Annotated in this window: 14 protein-coding genes, 2 pseudogenes and 1 riboswitch; of the genes and pseudogenes, 11 read left to right on the forward strand and 5 right to left on the reverse strand. The window is 74.9% G+C overall.

The features are described 5' to 3' along the window. Positions 1-42: 42 nt before the first annotated feature. The 4 genes and pseudogenes from ACFHW0_RS19770 to ACFHW0_RS19785 form a co-directional block, all read left to right on the forward strand. The gene (locus ACFHW0_RS19770) at positions 43-744 is read left to right on the forward strand and encodes a MerR family transcriptional regulator (protein WP_416609843.1); all 702 of its coding nucleotides are present in this window, start codon (positions 43-45) and stop codon (positions 742-744) included. 176 nt (positions 745-920) lie between these two features. Next, the gene (locus ACFHW0_RS19775; protein ID WP_101409915.1) at positions 921-1,385 is read left to right on the forward strand and encodes a bifunctional nuclease family protein; all 465 of its coding nucleotides are present in this window, start codon (positions 921-923) and stop codon (positions 1,383-1,385) included. Between the two features lie 187 nt (positions 1,386-1,572). Then, positions 1,573-2,157: a MerR family transcriptional regulator gene (locus ACFHW0_RS19780; RefSeq protein ID WP_416609640.1), complete on the forward strand. Its 585-nt coding sequence runs from the start codon at positions 1,573-1,575 to the stop codon at positions 2,155-2,157. Between the two features lie 78 nt (positions 2,158-2,235). Next, positions 2,236-2,488, forward strand: a pseudogene (locus ACFHW0_RS19785) (nitric oxide synthase oxygenase); the annotation flags it as partial. Between the two features lie 56 nt (positions 2,489-2,544). Here the strand turns inward: ACFHW0_RS19785 and ACFHW0_RS19790 are convergent. Next, positions 2,545-3,204, reverse strand: coding sequence for an SDR family oxidoreductase (locus ACFHW0_RS19790; RefSeq protein WP_416609641.1), 660 nt, complete (start codon positions 3,202-3,204; stop codon positions 2,545-2,547). A gap of 93 nt (positions 3,205-3,297) precedes the next feature. Here ACFHW0_RS19790 and ACFHW0_RS19795 point away from each other — a divergent pair, with 93 nt between their 5' ends. Both ACFHW0_RS19795 and gcvP read left to right on the forward strand, forming a co-directional pair. Next, the gene (locus tag ACFHW0_RS19795; protein WP_416609643.1) at positions 3,298-4,167 is read left to right on the forward strand and encodes an NAD-dependent protein deacetylase; all 870 of its coding nucleotides are present in this window, start codon (positions 3,298-3,300) and stop codon (positions 4,165-4,167) included. 107 nt (positions 4,168-4,274) lie between these two features. Further along, a riboswitch (glycine riboswitch) is annotated at positions 4,275-4,373 on the forward strand. A gap of 74 nt (positions 4,374-4,447) precedes the next feature. Continuing rightward, positions 4,448-7,294 (forward strand): aminomethyl-transferring glycine dehydrogenase, encoded by a 2,847-nt coding sequence (gene gcvP / locus ACFHW0_RS19800; protein ID WP_416609645.1) that lies wholly within the window; start codon positions 4,448-4,450, stop codon positions 7,292-7,294. A 126-nt stretch (positions 7,295-7,420) separates the two neighbouring features. Here the strand turns inward: gcvP and ACFHW0_RS19805 are convergent, their stop codons facing one another. Continuing rightward, on the reverse strand, positions 7,421-7,621 hold the full coding sequence (locus ACFHW0_RS19805) for a DUF5999 family protein (protein WP_089000314.1): 201 nt from the start codon (positions 7,619-7,621) through the stop codon (positions 7,421-7,423). A gap of 96 nt (positions 7,622-7,717) precedes the next feature. Between ACFHW0_RS19805 and ACFHW0_RS19810 the strand changes: the two genes are divergently transcribed. From ACFHW0_RS19810 to ACFHW0_RS19825, 4 genes and pseudogenes are all read left to right on the forward strand, one after another. Beyond that, on the forward strand, positions 7,718-8,941 hold the full coding sequence (locus tag ACFHW0_RS19810; RefSeq protein ID WP_416609647.1) for a chorismate-binding protein: 1,224 nt from the start codon (positions 7,718-7,720) through the stop codon (positions 8,939-8,941). A gap of 207 nt (positions 8,942-9,148) precedes the next feature. After that, a pseudogene (locus ACFHW0_RS19815) lies at positions 9,149-9,682 on the forward strand (L-lactate permease); the annotation flags it as partial. Between the two features lie 76 nt (positions 9,683-9,758). After that, positions 9,759-10,595, forward strand: a complete 837-nt coding sequence (locus ACFHW0_RS19820; protein ID WP_416609648.1) for an L-lactate permease — start codon at positions 9,759-9,761, stop codon at positions 10,593-10,595. 165 nt (positions 10,596-10,760) lie between these two features. Further along, positions 10,761-11,417, forward strand: a complete 657-nt coding sequence (locus ACFHW0_RS19825; RefSeq protein ID WP_416609650.1) for a dihydrofolate reductase family protein — start codon at positions 10,761-10,763, stop codon at positions 11,415-11,417. 13 nt (positions 11,418-11,430) lie between these two features. Here ACFHW0_RS19825 and pip read toward each other — a convergent pair whose 3' ends face one another. Further along, positions 11,431-12,390: a prolyl aminopeptidase gene (gene pip, locus ACFHW0_RS19830; protein WP_416609652.1), complete on the reverse strand. Its 960-nt coding sequence runs from the start codon at positions 12,388-12,390 to the stop codon at positions 11,431-11,433. A gap of 52 nt (positions 12,391-12,442) precedes the next feature. Here pip and ACFHW0_RS19835 point away from each other — a divergent pair, with 52 nt between their 5' ends. Next, on the forward strand, positions 12,443-12,922 hold the full coding sequence (locus ACFHW0_RS19835; protein WP_416609653.1) for a MarR family winged helix-turn-helix transcriptional regulator: 480 nt from the start codon (positions 12,443-12,445) through the stop codon (positions 12,920-12,922). Between the two features lie 133 nt (positions 12,923-13,055). Here ACFHW0_RS19835 and ACFHW0_RS19840 read toward each other — a convergent pair whose 3' ends face one another. Further along, positions 13,056-13,823, reverse strand: coding sequence for a hypothetical protein (locus ACFHW0_RS19840; protein WP_416609654.1), 768 nt, complete (start codon positions 13,821-13,823; stop codon positions 13,056-13,058). Further along, a complete protein-coding gene (locus ACFHW0_RS19845) occupies positions 13,820-16,558 on the reverse strand; it encodes a DEAD/DEAH box helicase (RefSeq protein ID WP_416609655.1) in 2,739 nt (912 codons plus the stop codon). The genes ACFHW0_RS19840 and ACFHW0_RS19845 overlap by 4 nt, the downstream gene beginning before the upstream one ends. Between the last annotated feature and the right edge of the window lie 33 nt (positions 16,559-16,591).

Below are 16,591 nucleotides of genomic sequence, written 5' to 3' on the forward strand. Positions count from 1 at the left end.
GCGGCCTCCACGCCGCCCGAGGCGGCCCGCGCCCGTCCGCTGATGAGCATCGGCGAGGTGCTGGGTCAGCTGCGGGTCGATTTCCCGGACGTGACCATTTCGAAGTTGCGGTTTCTCGAGGCCGAGGGTCTGGTGGAGCCGCAGCGGACGGCGGCGGGTTACCGGAAGTACAGCTGGGACGATGTGGCGCGGTTGCGGTTCGTGCTGACCGCGCAGCGGGACCAGTATCTGCCTTTGCGGGTGATCCGTGACCAGTTGGCGCAGTGGGACGCGTCCGGGGAGTCGCCGGGTCGGCAGCGGCCGACGTTGGTGGCGGTGGGTCCGGACGGTGAGGTTCCGGGGCGGGTGCCGGAGGAGCCGGCCGGGTCGCCGCAGGTGCGGCTCGGCCGGTTGGATCTGGTGGCGCGTAGCGGGATCGACGAGTCGACGCTGGGCGAGTTGGAGCGCCTCGGTGTGGTGGTGTCGGATCCGCCGGGTTGGTACGACGACGATGCGTTGATCATCGCGAAGGCGGTGGCGGGTCTGGCGGCGTACGGGTTGGAGCCGCGGCATCTGCGGGCGTTCCGGACGGCGGCGGATCGGGAGGTTGGTCTGTTCGCGCAGTTGGTGGCGCCGTTGGCGCGGCAGAGTGATCCGGCGGCGCGGGCGCGGGCTGCGGAGACGGCGCGGGAGTTGGTGGCGCTGTCGCAGCAGTTGCATGCGGCGTTGGTGCGGGTGGGGTTGCGGTCGACGTTGGGTCGGTGATCTGGCGGGGGCCGTGCGGAAAGATCTTCCCCGGGAAGCGTGTCGTAGGCTTGCCGGGGTAACCCCTTTCTGGCGCGGGCGTGTGCGGGTAGCGCATGGGACGGCCGTGTCGCGGTCCGTGTACCGTGCAGGGAAGGGCGCGGTGCGGCGTAGGTGACAACGACACGGAGGCGGCGGTGCGCGAGCTGAGCGTGGTCGGAGTTCGGGTGGAGCTGCCGAGCAACCAGCCGATCGTCCTGCTCAGGGAGGTCGAGGGGGACCGCTATCTGCCGATCTGGATCGGTGCGGTCGAGGCGACGGCTATCGCCTATGAGCAGCAGGGGGTCAAGCCGGCCCGGCCGCTGACCCATGATCTTCTGCGGGACGTGTTGGCGGCGTTGAAGGCGCCGTTGCGGGCGGTGGAGATCACCGAGTTGAAGGAGAACGTCTTCTACGCGGATCTGTTGCTCGGGGACGGGGTGCGGGTGTCGGCCCGGCCGAGTGATTCCATCGCGTTGGCGTTGCGGGTCGGTGCGCCGATTCGTTGTGCGGAGGAGGTCCTCAGCGAGGCGGGGATCGTGATCCCGGACGAGCAGGAGGACGAGGTGGAGAAGTTCCGCGAGTTCCTGGACCAGGTGCGTCCGGAGGACTTCGCCGGCTGAGTCCGGTCTTCTGCGGGATGTCACGTTCGGTGATGTCCCGGTGCTGTGGGTGATCTTCGTTGTCGTGTCGCGGCGTGTCGCGGCGGCTCCTGCGGGGCAATTCCTCAAGGCGGCTATAGGGTTGCCGTGTCGAGGGGTGCACGTCCCGGAAACGACGTGTCACCGCACTGGCGGGGAGGTTGTCCGGATGCACGAGCCGCGAGATTCCGATCCGGGTACGGAGCTGGACGAGCCGGGTGTGGCGCCGCCGGGGTGGGCGACCGAGGGTGACGGTGCCGTGGGGTATCGGGGCGTGACGGCCTGCCACGCGGTGGGGATCAGTTACCGGCAGTTGGACTACTGGGCCCGTACGGGGTTGGTGGTGCCGAGTGTGCGTGACGCTTCGGGTTCGGGCACGCAGCGGTTGTATTCGTTCCGGGACTTGGTGGTCCTGAAGGTGGTGAAGCGGCTGCTGGACGCCGGGGTGTCGTTGCAGAACATCCGGAAGGCGATCGAGGCGCTGCGCTCCCGTGGGGCGGAGGACCTGGCGGGCATCACGTTGATCTCCGACGGCACGACCGTGTACGAGTGCCGGTCGCCGGAGGAGGTGGTCGACCTGTTGCAGGGTGGCCAGGGTGTGTTCGGTATCGCGATCGGCGGGGCGTTCAAGGAGATCCAGGGTTCTCTGTCGCATCTGCCGTCGGAGCCGGCGACGTCGGTGGAGCCGCAGGTGGCGGCGGAGCCGGTGGGTGACGAGTTGGCGGCGCGTCGGGCGCGGCGCCGGGCCGGCTGAGAGGTCGCACGATCGTCGTCACGGGTGGACCGCCCTTCTCCCCGGTGACGGTTGCGGATCGCGTCGATGCCCGGTGTGACCGGCACGTACCGGCACACCGGCGACGAGTTGGTGCACGGCGCGAGGTGGCGTGGCGGCAGTCGGCGCGCTGCGTGGGGCGGGTCCGGTGGGCCGGGTTGAGGGTCCGCGACCGCCGTGGGGTGACGACGGTGGCGGGGATCGCGCGGGAGTTGCGCGGCATCTGGCGTCGGCGGACAACGGCGGGCGGATCCAGTCGGTGATGACGGTGTTCGCGCCGGACCGGCCGGGGGTGGGTCCGCGGGCGCGGATTCGGCGCGCACCTGCGTGCCGTGCTCGGGGAGTAGCGCCGTCGCGTCGCCGCCGGGGTCAGCGCCGCTCGACGGCGGCGACGGCGTCGGCGATGGGGGTGTCGCCGCCGACGACTTCCAGGATCGCGCCGGCGGTGTGCGGGTGGTAGAGCAGGGCGACCAGCACCCGGGCGACGTCGCTGCGGGTCACGGCGCCCGAGGGGGCGTGTCGGGCGAGGGTGATCCGCCCGGTGGGCGCGTCGTCGGTGAGCCGGCCGGGTCGCAGGATCGTCCAGTCGAGGTCGCGGCCGGTCAGGTCGTCCTCGGCGGCCTTCTTGGCCCGCAGGTACGCCGCGAACACCTCGTCGGTGCCGGCGGGTGGTGCGTCGTCGACGCCCACCGAGGACACCAGCAGGTAGCGGCGCACGTCGGCGCGTTGCGCGGCGTCGGCGAGCAGGACGGCGCCCGCCCGGTCGACGGTGTCCTTGCGGTCGGCGCCGCTGCCGGGGCCGGCGCCGGCGGCGAAGAGGACGGCGTCGGCGCCCCGCAGGTGCGCGGCGAGTTCGTCGACGCCGACGTGCTCGAGGTCGGCCACGACGGGCTGGGCGCCGGCGGCACGCAGCGCGGCGGCGTGGTCGGGGTTGCGGATCAGGCCGACGGCGGTGTCGCCGCGCCCGGCGAGTTCGCGGTGGGTCAGCTGGGCGATCTTGCCGTGTCCTCCGGCGATGACGACGCGCATACCGCCAACCTAGCCGCCGTCGGGCCACGGCGTGGCCGGTCGACGGGCGCCGGGCGTTCGCCGGAGGGTGGTCGCCTGAGGCAGCATGGACGGGTGACGGAGACGGTCGACGCGCTGGCCGGCCTGGTGGCCGGCGGTGGTGTCGTGGTGTTGAGCGGGGCGGGGCTGTCCACCGAGTCGGGCATCCCGGACTACCGGGGGCCCAGTGGCGCGGCGCGGCGGCACACCCCGATGACGTACCAGGCGTTCACGCGCGACGCGCAGGCGCGGCGGCGCTACTGGGCGCGCAGCCACCTGGGGTGGCGCACGATCGCGCGGGCGGTCCCGAACGAGGGGCACCGGGCGGTGGCGCGGCTGCAACGCGGCGGGCTGGTCGAGGGGATCATCACGCAGAACGTGGACGGGCTGCACACCGCGGCGGGCAGCCCGCAGGTGGTGGAGCTGCACGGCCGCCTCGACGAGGTGGTGTGCCTGGGCTGCGGCAACCAGACCTCGCGCGAGGAGCTGGACCGGCGGCTGCGGGAGGCGAACCCGGACTTCGACGCGCGCGTCGCGGCGGTCAACCCGGACGGTGACGTGGATCTCGCCGACGACGAGGTGGCCGGCTTCCGTACGGTCGACTGCACGTTCTGCCGGGGCGGCATGCTGAAGCCGGACGTGGTGTTCTTCGGGGAGACGGTGCCGGCGGCCCGGGTGGCCCGCTGTTTCGCGCTGGTGGCGCGGGCGCGGCTGCTGCTGGTGCTGGGTTCGTCGTTGACGGTGATGTCGGGTCGCCGGTTCGTGGTACGCGCGGCGAAGCTGGGCATTCCGGTGGTGATCGTCAACCAGGGGCCGACGCGGGGCGACGGGTACGCGGCGTTGACCGTCGACGCGCCGCTGGGGCGGCTGCTGCCGGCGCTGGCCGACCGGACGGCCGGCGACGCCGCCGTGGTGCCGACGGCGCTGACGGGCGTCGGCAGGTAGCGGTCCCGGCGGGGGCGGGGAGCTGGCGGGCGACGCACCGTCGCCCGCCCCGCGGGGGTACGACCTCCGGTGGGTGATCCGGCGCTGGTAGCGTTGACCATGCCGGCAGCACCCACGTGGGAGAGACCGCCCAGCAACACCCAGGGCGGCGCCGAAGGGGCAAATCCTCCCCGGAACCTCTCAGGCAAAAGGACCTCGTGGGCAGGCACTGTGGAGCGCCTCGCGGGCGCGACAGAGGGGGAGGCCGACCTGTCGACCTCGCCCCCCGGGAGCGCCGCCCATGACCGTAGAGCAGTTCGCCGCCCGCCACATCGGCCCCGATCCGGACGACGAGCGCCGGATGTTGGAGGCCGTCGGCTACGGCTCGGTCGACGAGCTGATGGACGCGGCGATTCCCGAGGTGATCCGCTGGCACGGCACCCTGGACCTGCCGGAGCCGGCCAGCGAGCACGACGCCCTCGCCGAGCTGCGGGCCCTGGCGGCCCGCAACACGGTCGTGGTGTCGATGATCGGGTTGGGCTACCACGGCACGCACACCCCGGCGGTGATCCGCCGCAACGTGCTGGAGGACCCGGCCTGGTACACCGCGTACACGCCGTACCAGCCGGAGATCAGCCAGGGGCGGCTGGAGGCGCTGCTGAACTTCCAGACCATGGTCACCGACCTGACCGGGCTGGCCACGGCGAACGCGTCGATGCTCGACGAGAGCACCGCCGCGGCCGAGGCGATGACGCTCGCGCGCCGCGCGTCGAAGAGCAGGAGCCCGGTGTACGTGGTCGACGCCGACACCCTGCCGCAGACCATCGCGGTGATCACCAGCCGGGCCGAGCCGCTCGGCATCGACGTGCGGATCGTCGACACCGCGCGCGACGAGTTGCCGGCGGAGTTCTTCGGGCTGCACCTGCAGTATCCGGGGGCGTCTGGGGCGGTGCGTGACCAGGCGGGTCTGGTCGAGGCGGCGCACGCCGTCGGGGCGTTGGTCACCGTGGCGGCGGACCTGCTGGCCCTGACGCTGCTGCGGGCGCCGGGGGAGATCGGCGCCGACATCGCCGCCGGCACCACCCAGCGGTTCGGCGTGCCGATGGGCTTCGGTGGGCCGCACGCCGGCTACCTGGCGGTGCGGGCGGGGCTGGAGCGGATGCTTCCCGGCCGGCTGGTGGGGGTGTCGCGCGACGCGGACGGCAACCCGGCGTACCGGTTGGCGTTGCAGACCCGGGAGCAGCACATCCGGCGGGAGAAGGCGACCAGCAACATCTGCACCGCGCAGGTGCTGCTGGCGGTGATGGCCGGCATGTACGCCGTCTACCACGGTCCGGACGGGCTGCGGGAGATCGCCCGCCGTGCCCACGACATGGCGGTGCGGTTGGCGGTGGCGCTGCGGGGTGTGGACGGCGTCGAGGTGGTGCACGAGGCGTTCTTCGACACCGTCCTGGTGCGGGTGCCCGGTGGCGCCGAGGCGGTCGTCGCCGACGCCGCCGCCCGGGGCGTGAACCTGCGGCTGGTCGACGCCGAGCACGTGGGGGTGTCCTGCGACGAGACGACCACCGTCGCGCACCTGCGGAAGGTGTGCGACGCGTTCGGGGCCACCGTGGCCGGTGGGCCGGTGGCCGTGGGGGACGCGCCGGTCGAGGGTGCGTTGCCGGCGGCGCTGGCCCGCACGTCGGAGTTCCTCACCCACGCGGTGTTCCGCAGTCACCACTCGGAGACGGCGATGCTGCGCTACCTGCGGCGGCTGTCGGACTTCGACTACGCCCTGGACCGGGGGATGATCCCGCTCGGGTCGTGCACGATGAAGCTCAACGCCACCACCGAGATGGAGCCGGTGAGCTGGCCGGAGTTCGCCCACATCCACCCGTTGGCGCCGGACGCGCAGACCGCCGGATACCGGGAGATGATCTCCCAGTTGGAGGGGTGGCTGGCGGAGGTGACCGGCTACGACGCGGTCAGCGTGCAGCCCAACGCCGGTTCGCAGGGTGAGCTGGCGGGTCTGCTGGCGATCCGGGCGTACCACCGGCAGCGGGGCGAGGCGCACCGGGACGTCTGTCTGATTCCGTCGTCGGCGCACGGCACCAACGCCGCCAGCGCGGTGATGGCCGGCATGCGGGTCGTCGTGGTGGGCTGCGACGACGGGGGCAACATCGACCTGGTGGACCTCGACGCGAAGATCGACAAGCATCGGGACGCCCTCGCGGCGATCATGGTGACGTACCCGTCGACGCACGGGGTGTACGAGACGGGCATCGCGTCGCTGTGTGCGAAGGTCCACGACGCCGGCGGTCAGGTGTACGTCGACGGGGCGAACCTCAACGCGCTGGTCGGGTTCGCCAAGCCGGGGAAGTTCGGGGCGGACGTGTCGCACCTGAACCTGCACAAGACGTTCTGCATTCCGCACGGCGGCGGCGGTCCGGGGGTGGGCCCGGTGGCGGTGCGGGCGCACCTGGCGCCGTTCCTGCCGGGTGACCCGCTGGGCGTGCACGTCGACGGCCGGCCGGCGATCTCGGCGGCCCGCCACGGGTCGGCGGGGATCCTGCCGATCCCGTGGGCGTACCTGCGGATGATGGGCGCGGCGGGGCTGGTGCGGGCCACCGGCGTGGCGGTGCTGGCGGCGAACTACGTGGCGGCGCGGCTGCGCGGGCACTTTCCGGTGCTGTACGCGGGCAACAAGGGCCTGGTGGCGCACGAGTGCATCCTGGACCTGCGGCCGCTGACGAAGGCGACCGGGGTGAGCGTGGACGACGTGGCGAAGCGGCTGATCGACTACGGGTTCCACGCGCCGACGATGTCGTTCCCGGTGGCGGGGACGCTGATGGTGGAGCCCACCGAGAGCGAGGACCTGGCCGAGCTGGACCGGTTCTGCGACGCGATGATCGCCATCCGGGCGGAGATCGACAGGGTGGCCTCGGGGGAGTGGCCGGCTGGCGACAACCCCCTCGCCAACGCCCCGCACACCGCGGCGATGGTGTCTGCGGACGAGTGGCCGCACCCGTACCCGCGGTCGGTGGGCGCGTACCCGGCCGGGGTGCAGCGGGCCGGGAAGTACTGGCCGCCGGTGCGACGCATCGACGGCGCGTACGGCGACCGGAACCTGGTGTGTTCCTGCCCGGCGCCGGAGGCGTTCGAGAGCTGACGAGGCGTGACGCCGGGGCGGTCGTGGTGCCGCCCCGGCGGGTGCGCCGACCTGGGCGGGGGGTGTCCCGACCGGGGGACTAGCCTTGATCGACGTGTCTGGAATGCGTGACGCAGCGTGACAGGGTCAGGCGACGAGGGCGTGTCGGGCCGGGCCGCGGTGCGGGGCGATGCTGCTGCCGTCGGGGAGGAGTTCGCCGGTGTCCTCGAAGACGATGACACCGTTGCAGAGCAGGCTCCAGCCCTGCTCAGGGAAGCAGGCGAGGACGCGGGCGGCTTCCCGGTCGGTCGCTTCGGCGGAGGGGCAGGTGGGTTGGTGCTGGCACATCGGGATCTCCGGACTGTGGGGGCACTGTGTCATGGTTCACATGACCAGTGACGCACAGTACCAAGCGAAACCGGCCCGCATCGAGCAGGTATGCGCGTGGATTCTCCGAAATCCACTGAACGGATGAGGGATGATGGGCCGGACGGCGTGGAAACGCTCCCAGGGTTAGGGGTCGATACGCCGGGGGCGCCGGCCGGCTGCCGCCGTACGCTCGTCGAGCGGGCCCGGTGGCAGTGGTGGCCCGCCGACGGCGGGGACCCGGCGGCGCGGGCCGAGGAGTTCCTCGCCGCGCACGGCCTGCCGCTGCACGAGCTGGCCCGCCCCGCCGGGCGCCACGACCCGGGCGGGGTGTGCGGGGCCGCCCTCTACGTCTCCGCCGCCGCCGGCGCGGCCCTCGTCGGCGCGCCCGCCGGCGCGGCCAACCCCGTCCCCGCGCTGCCGGAGGTCGCCGTGGTCGTCTACGGCCACGCACCGGCCGCGCCGCGACCCGGCGCGGCACCCGGCACGCACTGGTGGCGCGGCGACTGGACCGAGAGCTGGACGCCCCGCCAGCACGCCGACGCCGTGACGGCGGTCCGCGCGGCGATCGGTCGCGGCGACGTCTACCAGGTCAACCTCGTCGGTCACGCCGCCGCCCGCTACACCGGCGACCCGCTGCCGGCCCTGCGCCGGCTCGCCGCGCTGCCCGGTGCCCGCTACGGCGGCACCCTCGCCGGGGCGGGCTGGGCGATCGGCTGCGCCAGCCCCGAGACCCTGGTGGAGCTGGCCGACGGCCGGTTGATCACCAGGCCGATCAAGGGCACCCGGCCGGCCACCGCCGTCGGCCGCGCCGAGTTGCTCGCCTCGGCCAAGGAACGCGCCGAGCACGTGATGATCGTCGATCTGGAACGCAACGACCTGGCCCGCGTCGCCCGCACCGGCAGCGTCCGCGTCGACGAGCTGTTCGCCGTACGCCGGTGGTGCGACCTGTGGCAGGCGGAGTCGACGGTGTCCGCGGCGGTCGCCGACGGGCTCGGCCTGGCGGACCTGCTGCGCGCGCTCTGCCCCGGCGGGTCGGTCACCGGCGCCCCGAAGCGCGCCGCCCTGGAGCACGTCGCCGCGCTGGAGCCGGTCGGCCGCGGCGCCAGCATGGGCGCGCTCGGCTGGGTCGCCCCGGGACGCGTCGATTTGGGCCTGACCATCCGCACCGCCGCCGTGGACGCCGACCGGGTGCACGTGTGGGCCGGCGGGGGCATCACGTGGGGCAGCGATCCCGAGGCCGAGGTCGCCGAGGCCGCCGCGAAGGCCGCCCCGGTGCGCGCCGCGCTCGCCGGCGGCTGAGCGGCGCGCACCGCGCCGGGGCCCACCACCGCGCACCCACCGGCGCGCCCAGGGGGCCGGTGGCCCGGCCGTCACCGCGCCGGTCCCGTACGCAGCGGCGCTGCGGTCTGCGCACGGTGGGAGAGGCGCCGCGCCGACCGCGTCCGGTGAGATGGGCCGTACTGCCCGCCACCCGGGCCAGGGCGTGCGCAGCCGAGGCGGTCCGCGATGTACCAGCAACCCCTGCAACCCGTCGGCGGGTCGCTCGCGCTCAGCGCCGCCTGCGCCGCGCTGCCCCTGCTGACCCTGTTCGTGCTGCTCGGAGTCGTGCGTACCCGGGCCTGGGTGGCGGCGTTCGGCGGGCTGTCCGTGGCGGTGGTGCTGGCCTGGGGGCTGTGGCGGATGCCGCTGCCGCAGACGCTGCTGGCCGCCGGCCAGGGCGCCACCTTCGCCCTCTTCCCGCTCGCCTGGACGTTCGGCACGGCGATCTGGATCCACCGACTGACCGTGCGCACGGGGCACTTCGACACGCTGCGGCAGGGTTTCGCCCGGATCAGCGACGACCGCCGCGTGCAGGCCATGGTGATCGCGTTCTGCTTCGGCTCGCTGCTGGAGGCCCTGGCCGGGCAGGGCACGCCGGTGGCCGTCACCACGGTCATGCTGCTGGCCCTCGGCTTCACCCCGCTGCGCGCGGCGGGCGTGGCGCTGGTCGGCAACACGGTGCCGGCGGCCTTCGGACCGCTCGGCCTGCCGATCACCACGCTGGCCGGCGTGACCGGGCTGCCCGCCACGGAACTGGGCATGATGGCCGGCCGACATCACCGCCGCGTTCGCGGGGATGGGCTTCCTGCTGCTCGTCGTCCGCCGCGACGTGGTGCGGCGCACGGTTCCCGTGCCGGTCGGCGGAGGGCCGTCGGAGCCCGAGACGCCGGAGCCGGCGGGGTCGCGGTGGCGGGCGTACGCGCCGTACCTGACGATCGTGGTGGTCTTCGCCGTCTCCCAGGTGCCGGCGGTCAAGCGGCTGCTCGACGCCGGCACGCTCGCGGTCTCCTGGCCCGGACTGCACGTCGTCACCGCGTCCGGCGCCCCGTCGCCCCTGACGACGTTCCGTTTCGCCTGGCTCGCGGCCCCCGGGTCGTTGCTGCTGGTGGCCGGCCTGATCACGGTGGCGCTGCTGCGGGTGCCGCCGCGCGAGGCCGTCGGGCTCTACGGGCGCACCCTGTTCGAGCTGCGGTGGGCCGTGCTGACGGTGGTCGGGCTGCTGGCGCTGTCGTTCACCATGAACGCCGCCGGGCAGGTCGTCACGCTGGGCGTCTGGATGGCCGGCGCGGGCGGCCTCTTCGCCCTGCTGGCGCCGGTGCTGGGCTGGCTCGGTGTCGCCCTGACCGGCTCGGACACGTCGTCCAACTCCCTGTTCGGCGCGCTTCAGGTGGCCGCGGCGCAGCGGGCCGGCCTCGATCCGGTCCTGTTGGCCGCGGCCAACGCCTCCGGCGGCACGCTCGGCAAGATGATCAGCCTGCAGAACCTCACGATCGCGGCCGCCGCGGTGGGACTCACCGGTCGCGAGGGCGACCTGTTCCGGCGGATGTTCGGCCCGAGCGTGCTGCTGCTCGCCCTGATGTGTGTGCTGGTCGGGTTGCAGGCGACGCCCGTGCTGTCCTGGATGGTGCCGTAGCCCGGGCCACCGCCCCCCGGTGTGCTGCCGCGACAACCGACAATATTTTTTGTCTTGACAGTTCCTGTAGTCGGTAGCAGGCTTCGGGTGGGCGGTACTCGCCGCAGCGACACCGCCCGCATCCGTAGCCTGCGCGTCCCGCAGGCCCTGCCAGGGAGCCATCGCATGCAGATCAGCGTCCACACCTTCGTCAGCCTCGACGGCGTCATGCAGGGCCCGGGCGGGGCCCAGGAGGACACCAGCAACGGCTTCACGCGCGGGGGCTGGCTCGTGCCGCACAGCGGCGACGGTCAGCTCGACGCCGTCGACGGGTGGTTCCGGCAGGCCGACGCCTTCCTCCTGGGACGCCGCACCTTCGAGATGATGTGCGGCTACTGGCCGCAGGTCACCGACCCCGACAACCTGGTGGCCGCCGCCCTCAACACGGGGCCGAAGTACGTCGTCAGCAACACCCTCTCCGACGCCGACGCGGCCTGGGGACAGACCACCGTCCTGCGCGGCGGCGACATCGTCGCGCAGGTGCGGCGGCTCAGGGAACAGCCGGGCGGCGAACTGCAGGTGCACGGCAGCTGGCAGCTGGCGCGCGCCCTGCACGACGCGGGGCTCGTCGACACCTACCGGCTGCTGCAGTTCCCCGTCGTCGTCGGCGCGGGCAAGCGCCTGTTCGCCGACGGCGCGGCCCCGGCGTCCTACCGGATCACCGACTCGACGGTGGCCGGCGGCGGCGCGGGGGCCGTCGCGCTCACCCTGAGCCGGAGCGGATTCGGGGCCACCGCCGCCGGCGAGTTCGTGGTGCGCGACGGCAAGGAGGCCGTGGGGTAGCGGCGCCGGGTCGTCAGCGGCGCTCGGCGACGTCGTCCAGCGCCGCCACGACCCGCTGCGCCATGCCGTTGCCCGCCCCGTGCCCGGCGGCCTCCAGGAGCTCCAGCCGGGCGTCGGGCCAGGCCTGCGCCAGCTGCCACGGCACGTCCGGCGGGCTGCTGATGTCGAGCCTGCCGTGCAGCAGCACGCCGGGAATGCCGGCCAGCCGACCCGCCTCGCGCAGCAGCTGCCCCTCGGCCAGGAAGCATCCGTGCCGCCAGTAGTGGGTGACCAGCCGGGCGAACACCATCCGGAACACCGGGTCGTCGTAGCGGGGGTCGGGCCGGTGCCCGGGGACCGTGCCGACGTGGGTGTCCTCCCACGCGCACCACCGCCGCGCCGCCCGCTCGCGCACCGCCGGGTCCGCATCGGCCAGCAGCCGGGCGTACGCGTCGGCCAGGTCGCCGTCGCGGTCGGCCGGCGGCACCGCGTCGCGGAACCGCGCCCACTCGGCCGGAAAGACCCGCCCCATGTCCCGGGTGATCCACTCGATCTCCCGTCGGGTGCCGGCGGTCACGCTGAACAGCACCAGCTCACTGACCCGCTCCGGGTGCCGCTGCGCGTACGCCAGGGCGAGGCAGGAGCCCCAGGAGGCGCCGAGCACCAGCCAGCGGCGCACGCCGAGGTGTTCGCGCAGCAGTTCGACGTCGGCGATCAGGTGGTCGGTGGTGTTGGTGGACAGGTCCACGCCCGGGTCGGCGGCGTGCGGGGTGCTGCGTCCGCAGCCGCGCTGGTCGAACAGCGTGATCCGGTAGCGGGCCGGGTCGAACAGGGTCCGCCAGCCGGGCGAGCAGCCGGAGCCGGGCCCGCCGTGCAGCACCACGGCGGGCTTGCCGTCGGGGTTGCCGCAGGTCTCCCAGTACACGAGCTGGCCGTCACCCACGTCGAGCATCCCGTGCGCGTACGGCTCGACCAGGGGATATCGCTCGGCCATCGCCCACTCCTCGCTCTCACCACCAATACAACAGTGCTGTTACATTAGCGGGGTGAGCGACGCACCGGAACGGGAGGCCCTGGGGACGCTGCTGCGGCACGTGCTCGACGTGCTCGACGGCGACGTCGCCGCGGTCTACGCCGAACGGGGCCTGGCCGACTACCGGCCCCGCTTCTCACCACCGCTGCGGGTGCTGGTCGCCGACGGTCCACTGCCCATCCGCGACCTGGCCCGCCGGGTCGGGGTCACCCACTCGGCGGCCAGCCAGACCGTCGCGCAGATGGCCCGCGCCGGCCTGGTCGAGCTGACCCCCGGGGCGGACGCCCGGCAGCGCATCGTGCACCTGAGCGGCCGGGCCCGCGAGCTGCTCCCGCTGATCGAGGCGGAGTGGGCGGCGACGACCGCCGCGATCCGCGAGCTGGACGCGGAGCTGGCGGTGCCGCTGGCCGACCTGCTGCACGAGGTGCTCGCCGCGGTGCGCCGGCGGCCGATGCGCCAACGCATCGCCGACGCGGGCCTGCCACCGCCCTGACGTGGCACCGCCCGTCCGGCGCACGGCGCTACGACAGCGCGCCGGGCCGGGTTACGCCGACGCGGCGCGAAGCAGGGTCGTCGGGTGGGCGCAGTTCGACGGCGATGCGCTTCGGCGCTAGTGGGGCGCAACCTCATGGTGGCGCCAGCAGGGCCGCCGCCCGGCCGGCCGCCACGGCCACCGCCGCACGCAGCGCGTCGACGTCGACGTCAGGGCCGGGCGGCAGCAGCGGCAGCGTGGGCGCGCCCGGCACCGGTTCGGGCCCGGGCGGCAGCGGCGGCACCGCCCGGGCGTACGCCTCCGCGGCGGCCGTGCCCGCCTCGGCGGGCCGCACGGCGGCGACCGCCGGCACCTCGCCGTGGTGCGCGGCGGCCGGCACGAGCGTGCGGGCGTCGCGGCCCCGGACCAGCAGCAGCAGGGCCGGGTCGGCGTCCAGCAGCCAGGACACCTGGTGGCACAGCGCGGCGGCGTGCCGGCACGGGTGGTCCCATTGCGGGCAGTCGCACTCCGGGGCGACCTCGCCCAGCCCCGGTAGCAGCGGCACCCCGGTCACCTCGGCCAGGTCCCGGGGCAGCTGCCCGGCCAGCAGCGCCGCCTGGTGTCCGGCGCGGGCGGCCACCTCGCCGGCCAGCCGGTCCCAGTCGCCGTCGGTCAGGGTCGCGACGCGTACCCGGGTGGCGTACGCCTGCTCGGTGTCGCCGTCGTGCACGGCCGCGGCGAGCCGGCCGGGGCTGACGGTGATCGCACCGACGTGCCCGGCGGCGGCCAGCCGGCGGCCGGGGCGCAGCGGCCGGGCGTCCAGGGCGTCGGCCTCCCATGCCCGGTTCCAGGCCGTGCCCCACCAGGTACGGGGCCGCCGCGCCGGGCCGGGCGCGAAGGCGGGAAAGCCGCGCGGGGTCATCGGTCGCCTCCGAGGGTCACCAGCTCGGCCAGTGCGGCGTCGCTGAGCGCGGCCAGTGCCGCCGGCCCGGCGTCGAGGACGGCCTCGGCGAGGTCCCGCTTGCCGGCGAGCAGCGCGGCGACGCGGTCCTCGACGGTGCCCTCGGCGACGAGCCGGTGCACCTGCACGGGCCGGGTCTGCCCGATCCGGTACGCCCGGTCGGTGGCCTGGTCCTCCACGGCCGGGTTCCACCACCGGTCGTAGTGCACGACGTGGTCGGCGCGGGTGAGGTTCAGGCCGGTGCCGGCGGCGCGCAGCGACAGCAGGAACACCGGGGCCTCGCCGGCGTCGAAGCGGCGGACCAGGTCGTCGCGGGCGGCGACGGGCAGCCCGCCGTGCAGCAGCAGCGCCCCGACGCCCCGGTCGCTCAGGTGCCGGTGCAACAGCCGGGCCATCGCCACGTACTGGGTGAAGACCAGCACCGCGCCGCCGGCGGGCAGGATCGCCTCGAGCAGCTCGTCGAGCAGGTCCAGCTTGCCGGAGCGGCCGGCCAGCCGCGGCGCGCTCTCGCGCAGGTACTGGGCGGGGTGGTTGCAGATCTGCTTGAGCGCGGTGAGCAGCTTGACCACCAGCCCGTGCCGGGCGAAACCGTCGGCGCCGGCGATCGCGTCGAGCAGTTCGGCGACGCAGGCCTGGTAGAGGGCGGCCTGTTCGGCGGTGAGCGCGACCGGCTGGTCGGTCTCGGTCTTGGCCGGCAACTCGGGGGCGACGCCGGGGTCGCTCTTGCGTCGGCGCAGCAGGAACGGCCCGACGAGGCGGGCCAGGTCCCGACCCGCCTCGGGGTCGCGGTCGGTCTGCACCGGCTTGACCCAGCGGGCCCGGAACTCGCCGAGGGTGCCGAGCAGCCCGGGAGTGCTCCAGTCCAGGATCGCCCACAGGTCGGTGAGGTCGTTCTCCACGGGGGTGCCGGTCAGGGCGACCCGGGCGGCGGCGGGGATCGTGCGCAGCGCCGTCGCGGTCTCCGAGTGCGGGTTCTTGACGTGTTGGGCCTCGTCGGCGACGAGCAGCGCCCACCGTCGGGCGGCGAGCCGGGCGGCATCGCGGCGCAGGGCGGCCCAGGTGGTGAGCACGAACCCGTCGTCGAGCCCGTCGAGGGTGCGCCCGGGGCCGTGGAAGCGGCGTACGTCGGTGCCGGGGGCGAAGCGCCGGATCTCGCGTTCCCAGTTGCCCAGCAGCGACGCCGGGCACAGCACCAGGGTCGCGCCGGCGGTGGCCGGGTCGCCCTGGCGGTGCAGGTGCAGGGCGATCAGCGTGACGGTCTTGCCCAGCCCCATGTCGTCGGCGAGGCAGCCGCCGAGGCCGAGGGCGGTCAGCCCGGCCAGCCAGCGCAGCCCGTGGCGCTGGTAGTCACGCAGGGTCGCGGCCAGCGCGGCCGGTACGTCCACCGGGGGCGCGGCGGCGCCGTCGGTGAGCCGCCGGGCGGCCTCGGCCAGCCAGCCCTCGGCGCGCACCTCGACGCGTTCGCCGTCGAGGTGCGTCGCGCCGGTCAGCGCGGCGCGCAGGGCGGGCATCGCGGCCAGCGACCCGGCGTGCGGTTCGCGGGCGCGACGGCCCAGTTCCGGAGGCACCAGGACCCAGCGCTCACGCAGTCGCACCACGGGCCGGTGCGCGTCGGCGAGCCGGGTCAGCTCGGCGGGGGTGAGGGGAGTGCCGTGCAGGTGCAGCCGCCAGTGCAGCGCCAGCTCGCCCGCCTCGGCGAGCAGCCCGGCGCCGCCGGCGCGGCGGGCCGGGGCGCGCAGCACCGCCGAGGCGGTGAGGCCACGATCGAGTCCGGCCGGCCAGTGCACGTCGACGCCGTCGGCGGCGAGCCGGGCCGCCGCGCCGGTGGCCAGGTCGACGACCTGCGCGTCGGTCGGCGTGAGCGCGTCGGGCACCGACGTGTCGAGCAGTCGCGCCAGGGGCGGCCACACCCGCGCGGCGTGGCGTAGGGCCAGCAGGGTGGCGTCGCGGGACCCGGGTGGGAATCCGGGGACCGGGGCGCCCCACAGCGCGGCGGTGTCGGTGAGCAGTCCCGGCGTGGCGCGGCGGTGCACCTGCGCCACCAGCCGCCACGGTTCGTCCGGGTTGTCGCGGTGCTCCAGGCGCAGCGACAGTCGTACCGCCGCGTCGGCGTCGGCGGCGACCCGGGCGGCCCAGTCGCGCAGCCGCCCGACCGGGGTGGGTGGCGGCGCCGACCATGCCCCGCCGGCCGCGTCGTCGCGGGGCAGGGTGTCGGCGACCGCGTCGAGGAAGTCGCGCAGCAGCCGCGTCGGGTCGGGCAGCCACGGCGGGGTGCGCCCGGGTACCGGCGTGGCGCGCGCGGTGGCGGGCATCGCGGCGGCCAGGCGCGCCTGCCGGGCCTCGTCGTCGGCGGTGAGGGGTCCGACCCGCCAGGTGTCGTGCCCGGCGGGGGTCACCGCGGGCAGCAGCAGGCCGCGGGCGGCCAGGTGCAGGGCCTCGCGGGCCGCCGCGGCCCAGAACGCCGCCGCCGGGTCCGTGGCCCGCCCGGCCAGCAGCAGCGGTACGCCGGCGGCGACGCTCATCCGTCGGGCGGGTACCGGTGCCGGGTGCCCGCGCGGTGGCGTCGCCAGGGTCACCCGCACGGCGTCGCCGGGTCCGTCGGGCGGGGAGTGGCCGTCGGGGGACCAGACGAGCAGCGTCCCGGCGCGGGGCGGGTCGGCGGGGGTGAACGTGACGGCGTGGGAGCCGATCGTCACGGGCGTCCTTCCGGGTGGGTGGTCAGGTCCTCG

The organism is Micromonospora sp. LOL_025 (genome assembly GCF_048060285.1).
In the GTDB taxonomy this organism is placed as follows: domain Bacteria; phylum Actinomycetota; class Actinomycetes; order Mycobacteriales; family Micromonosporaceae; genus Micromonospora.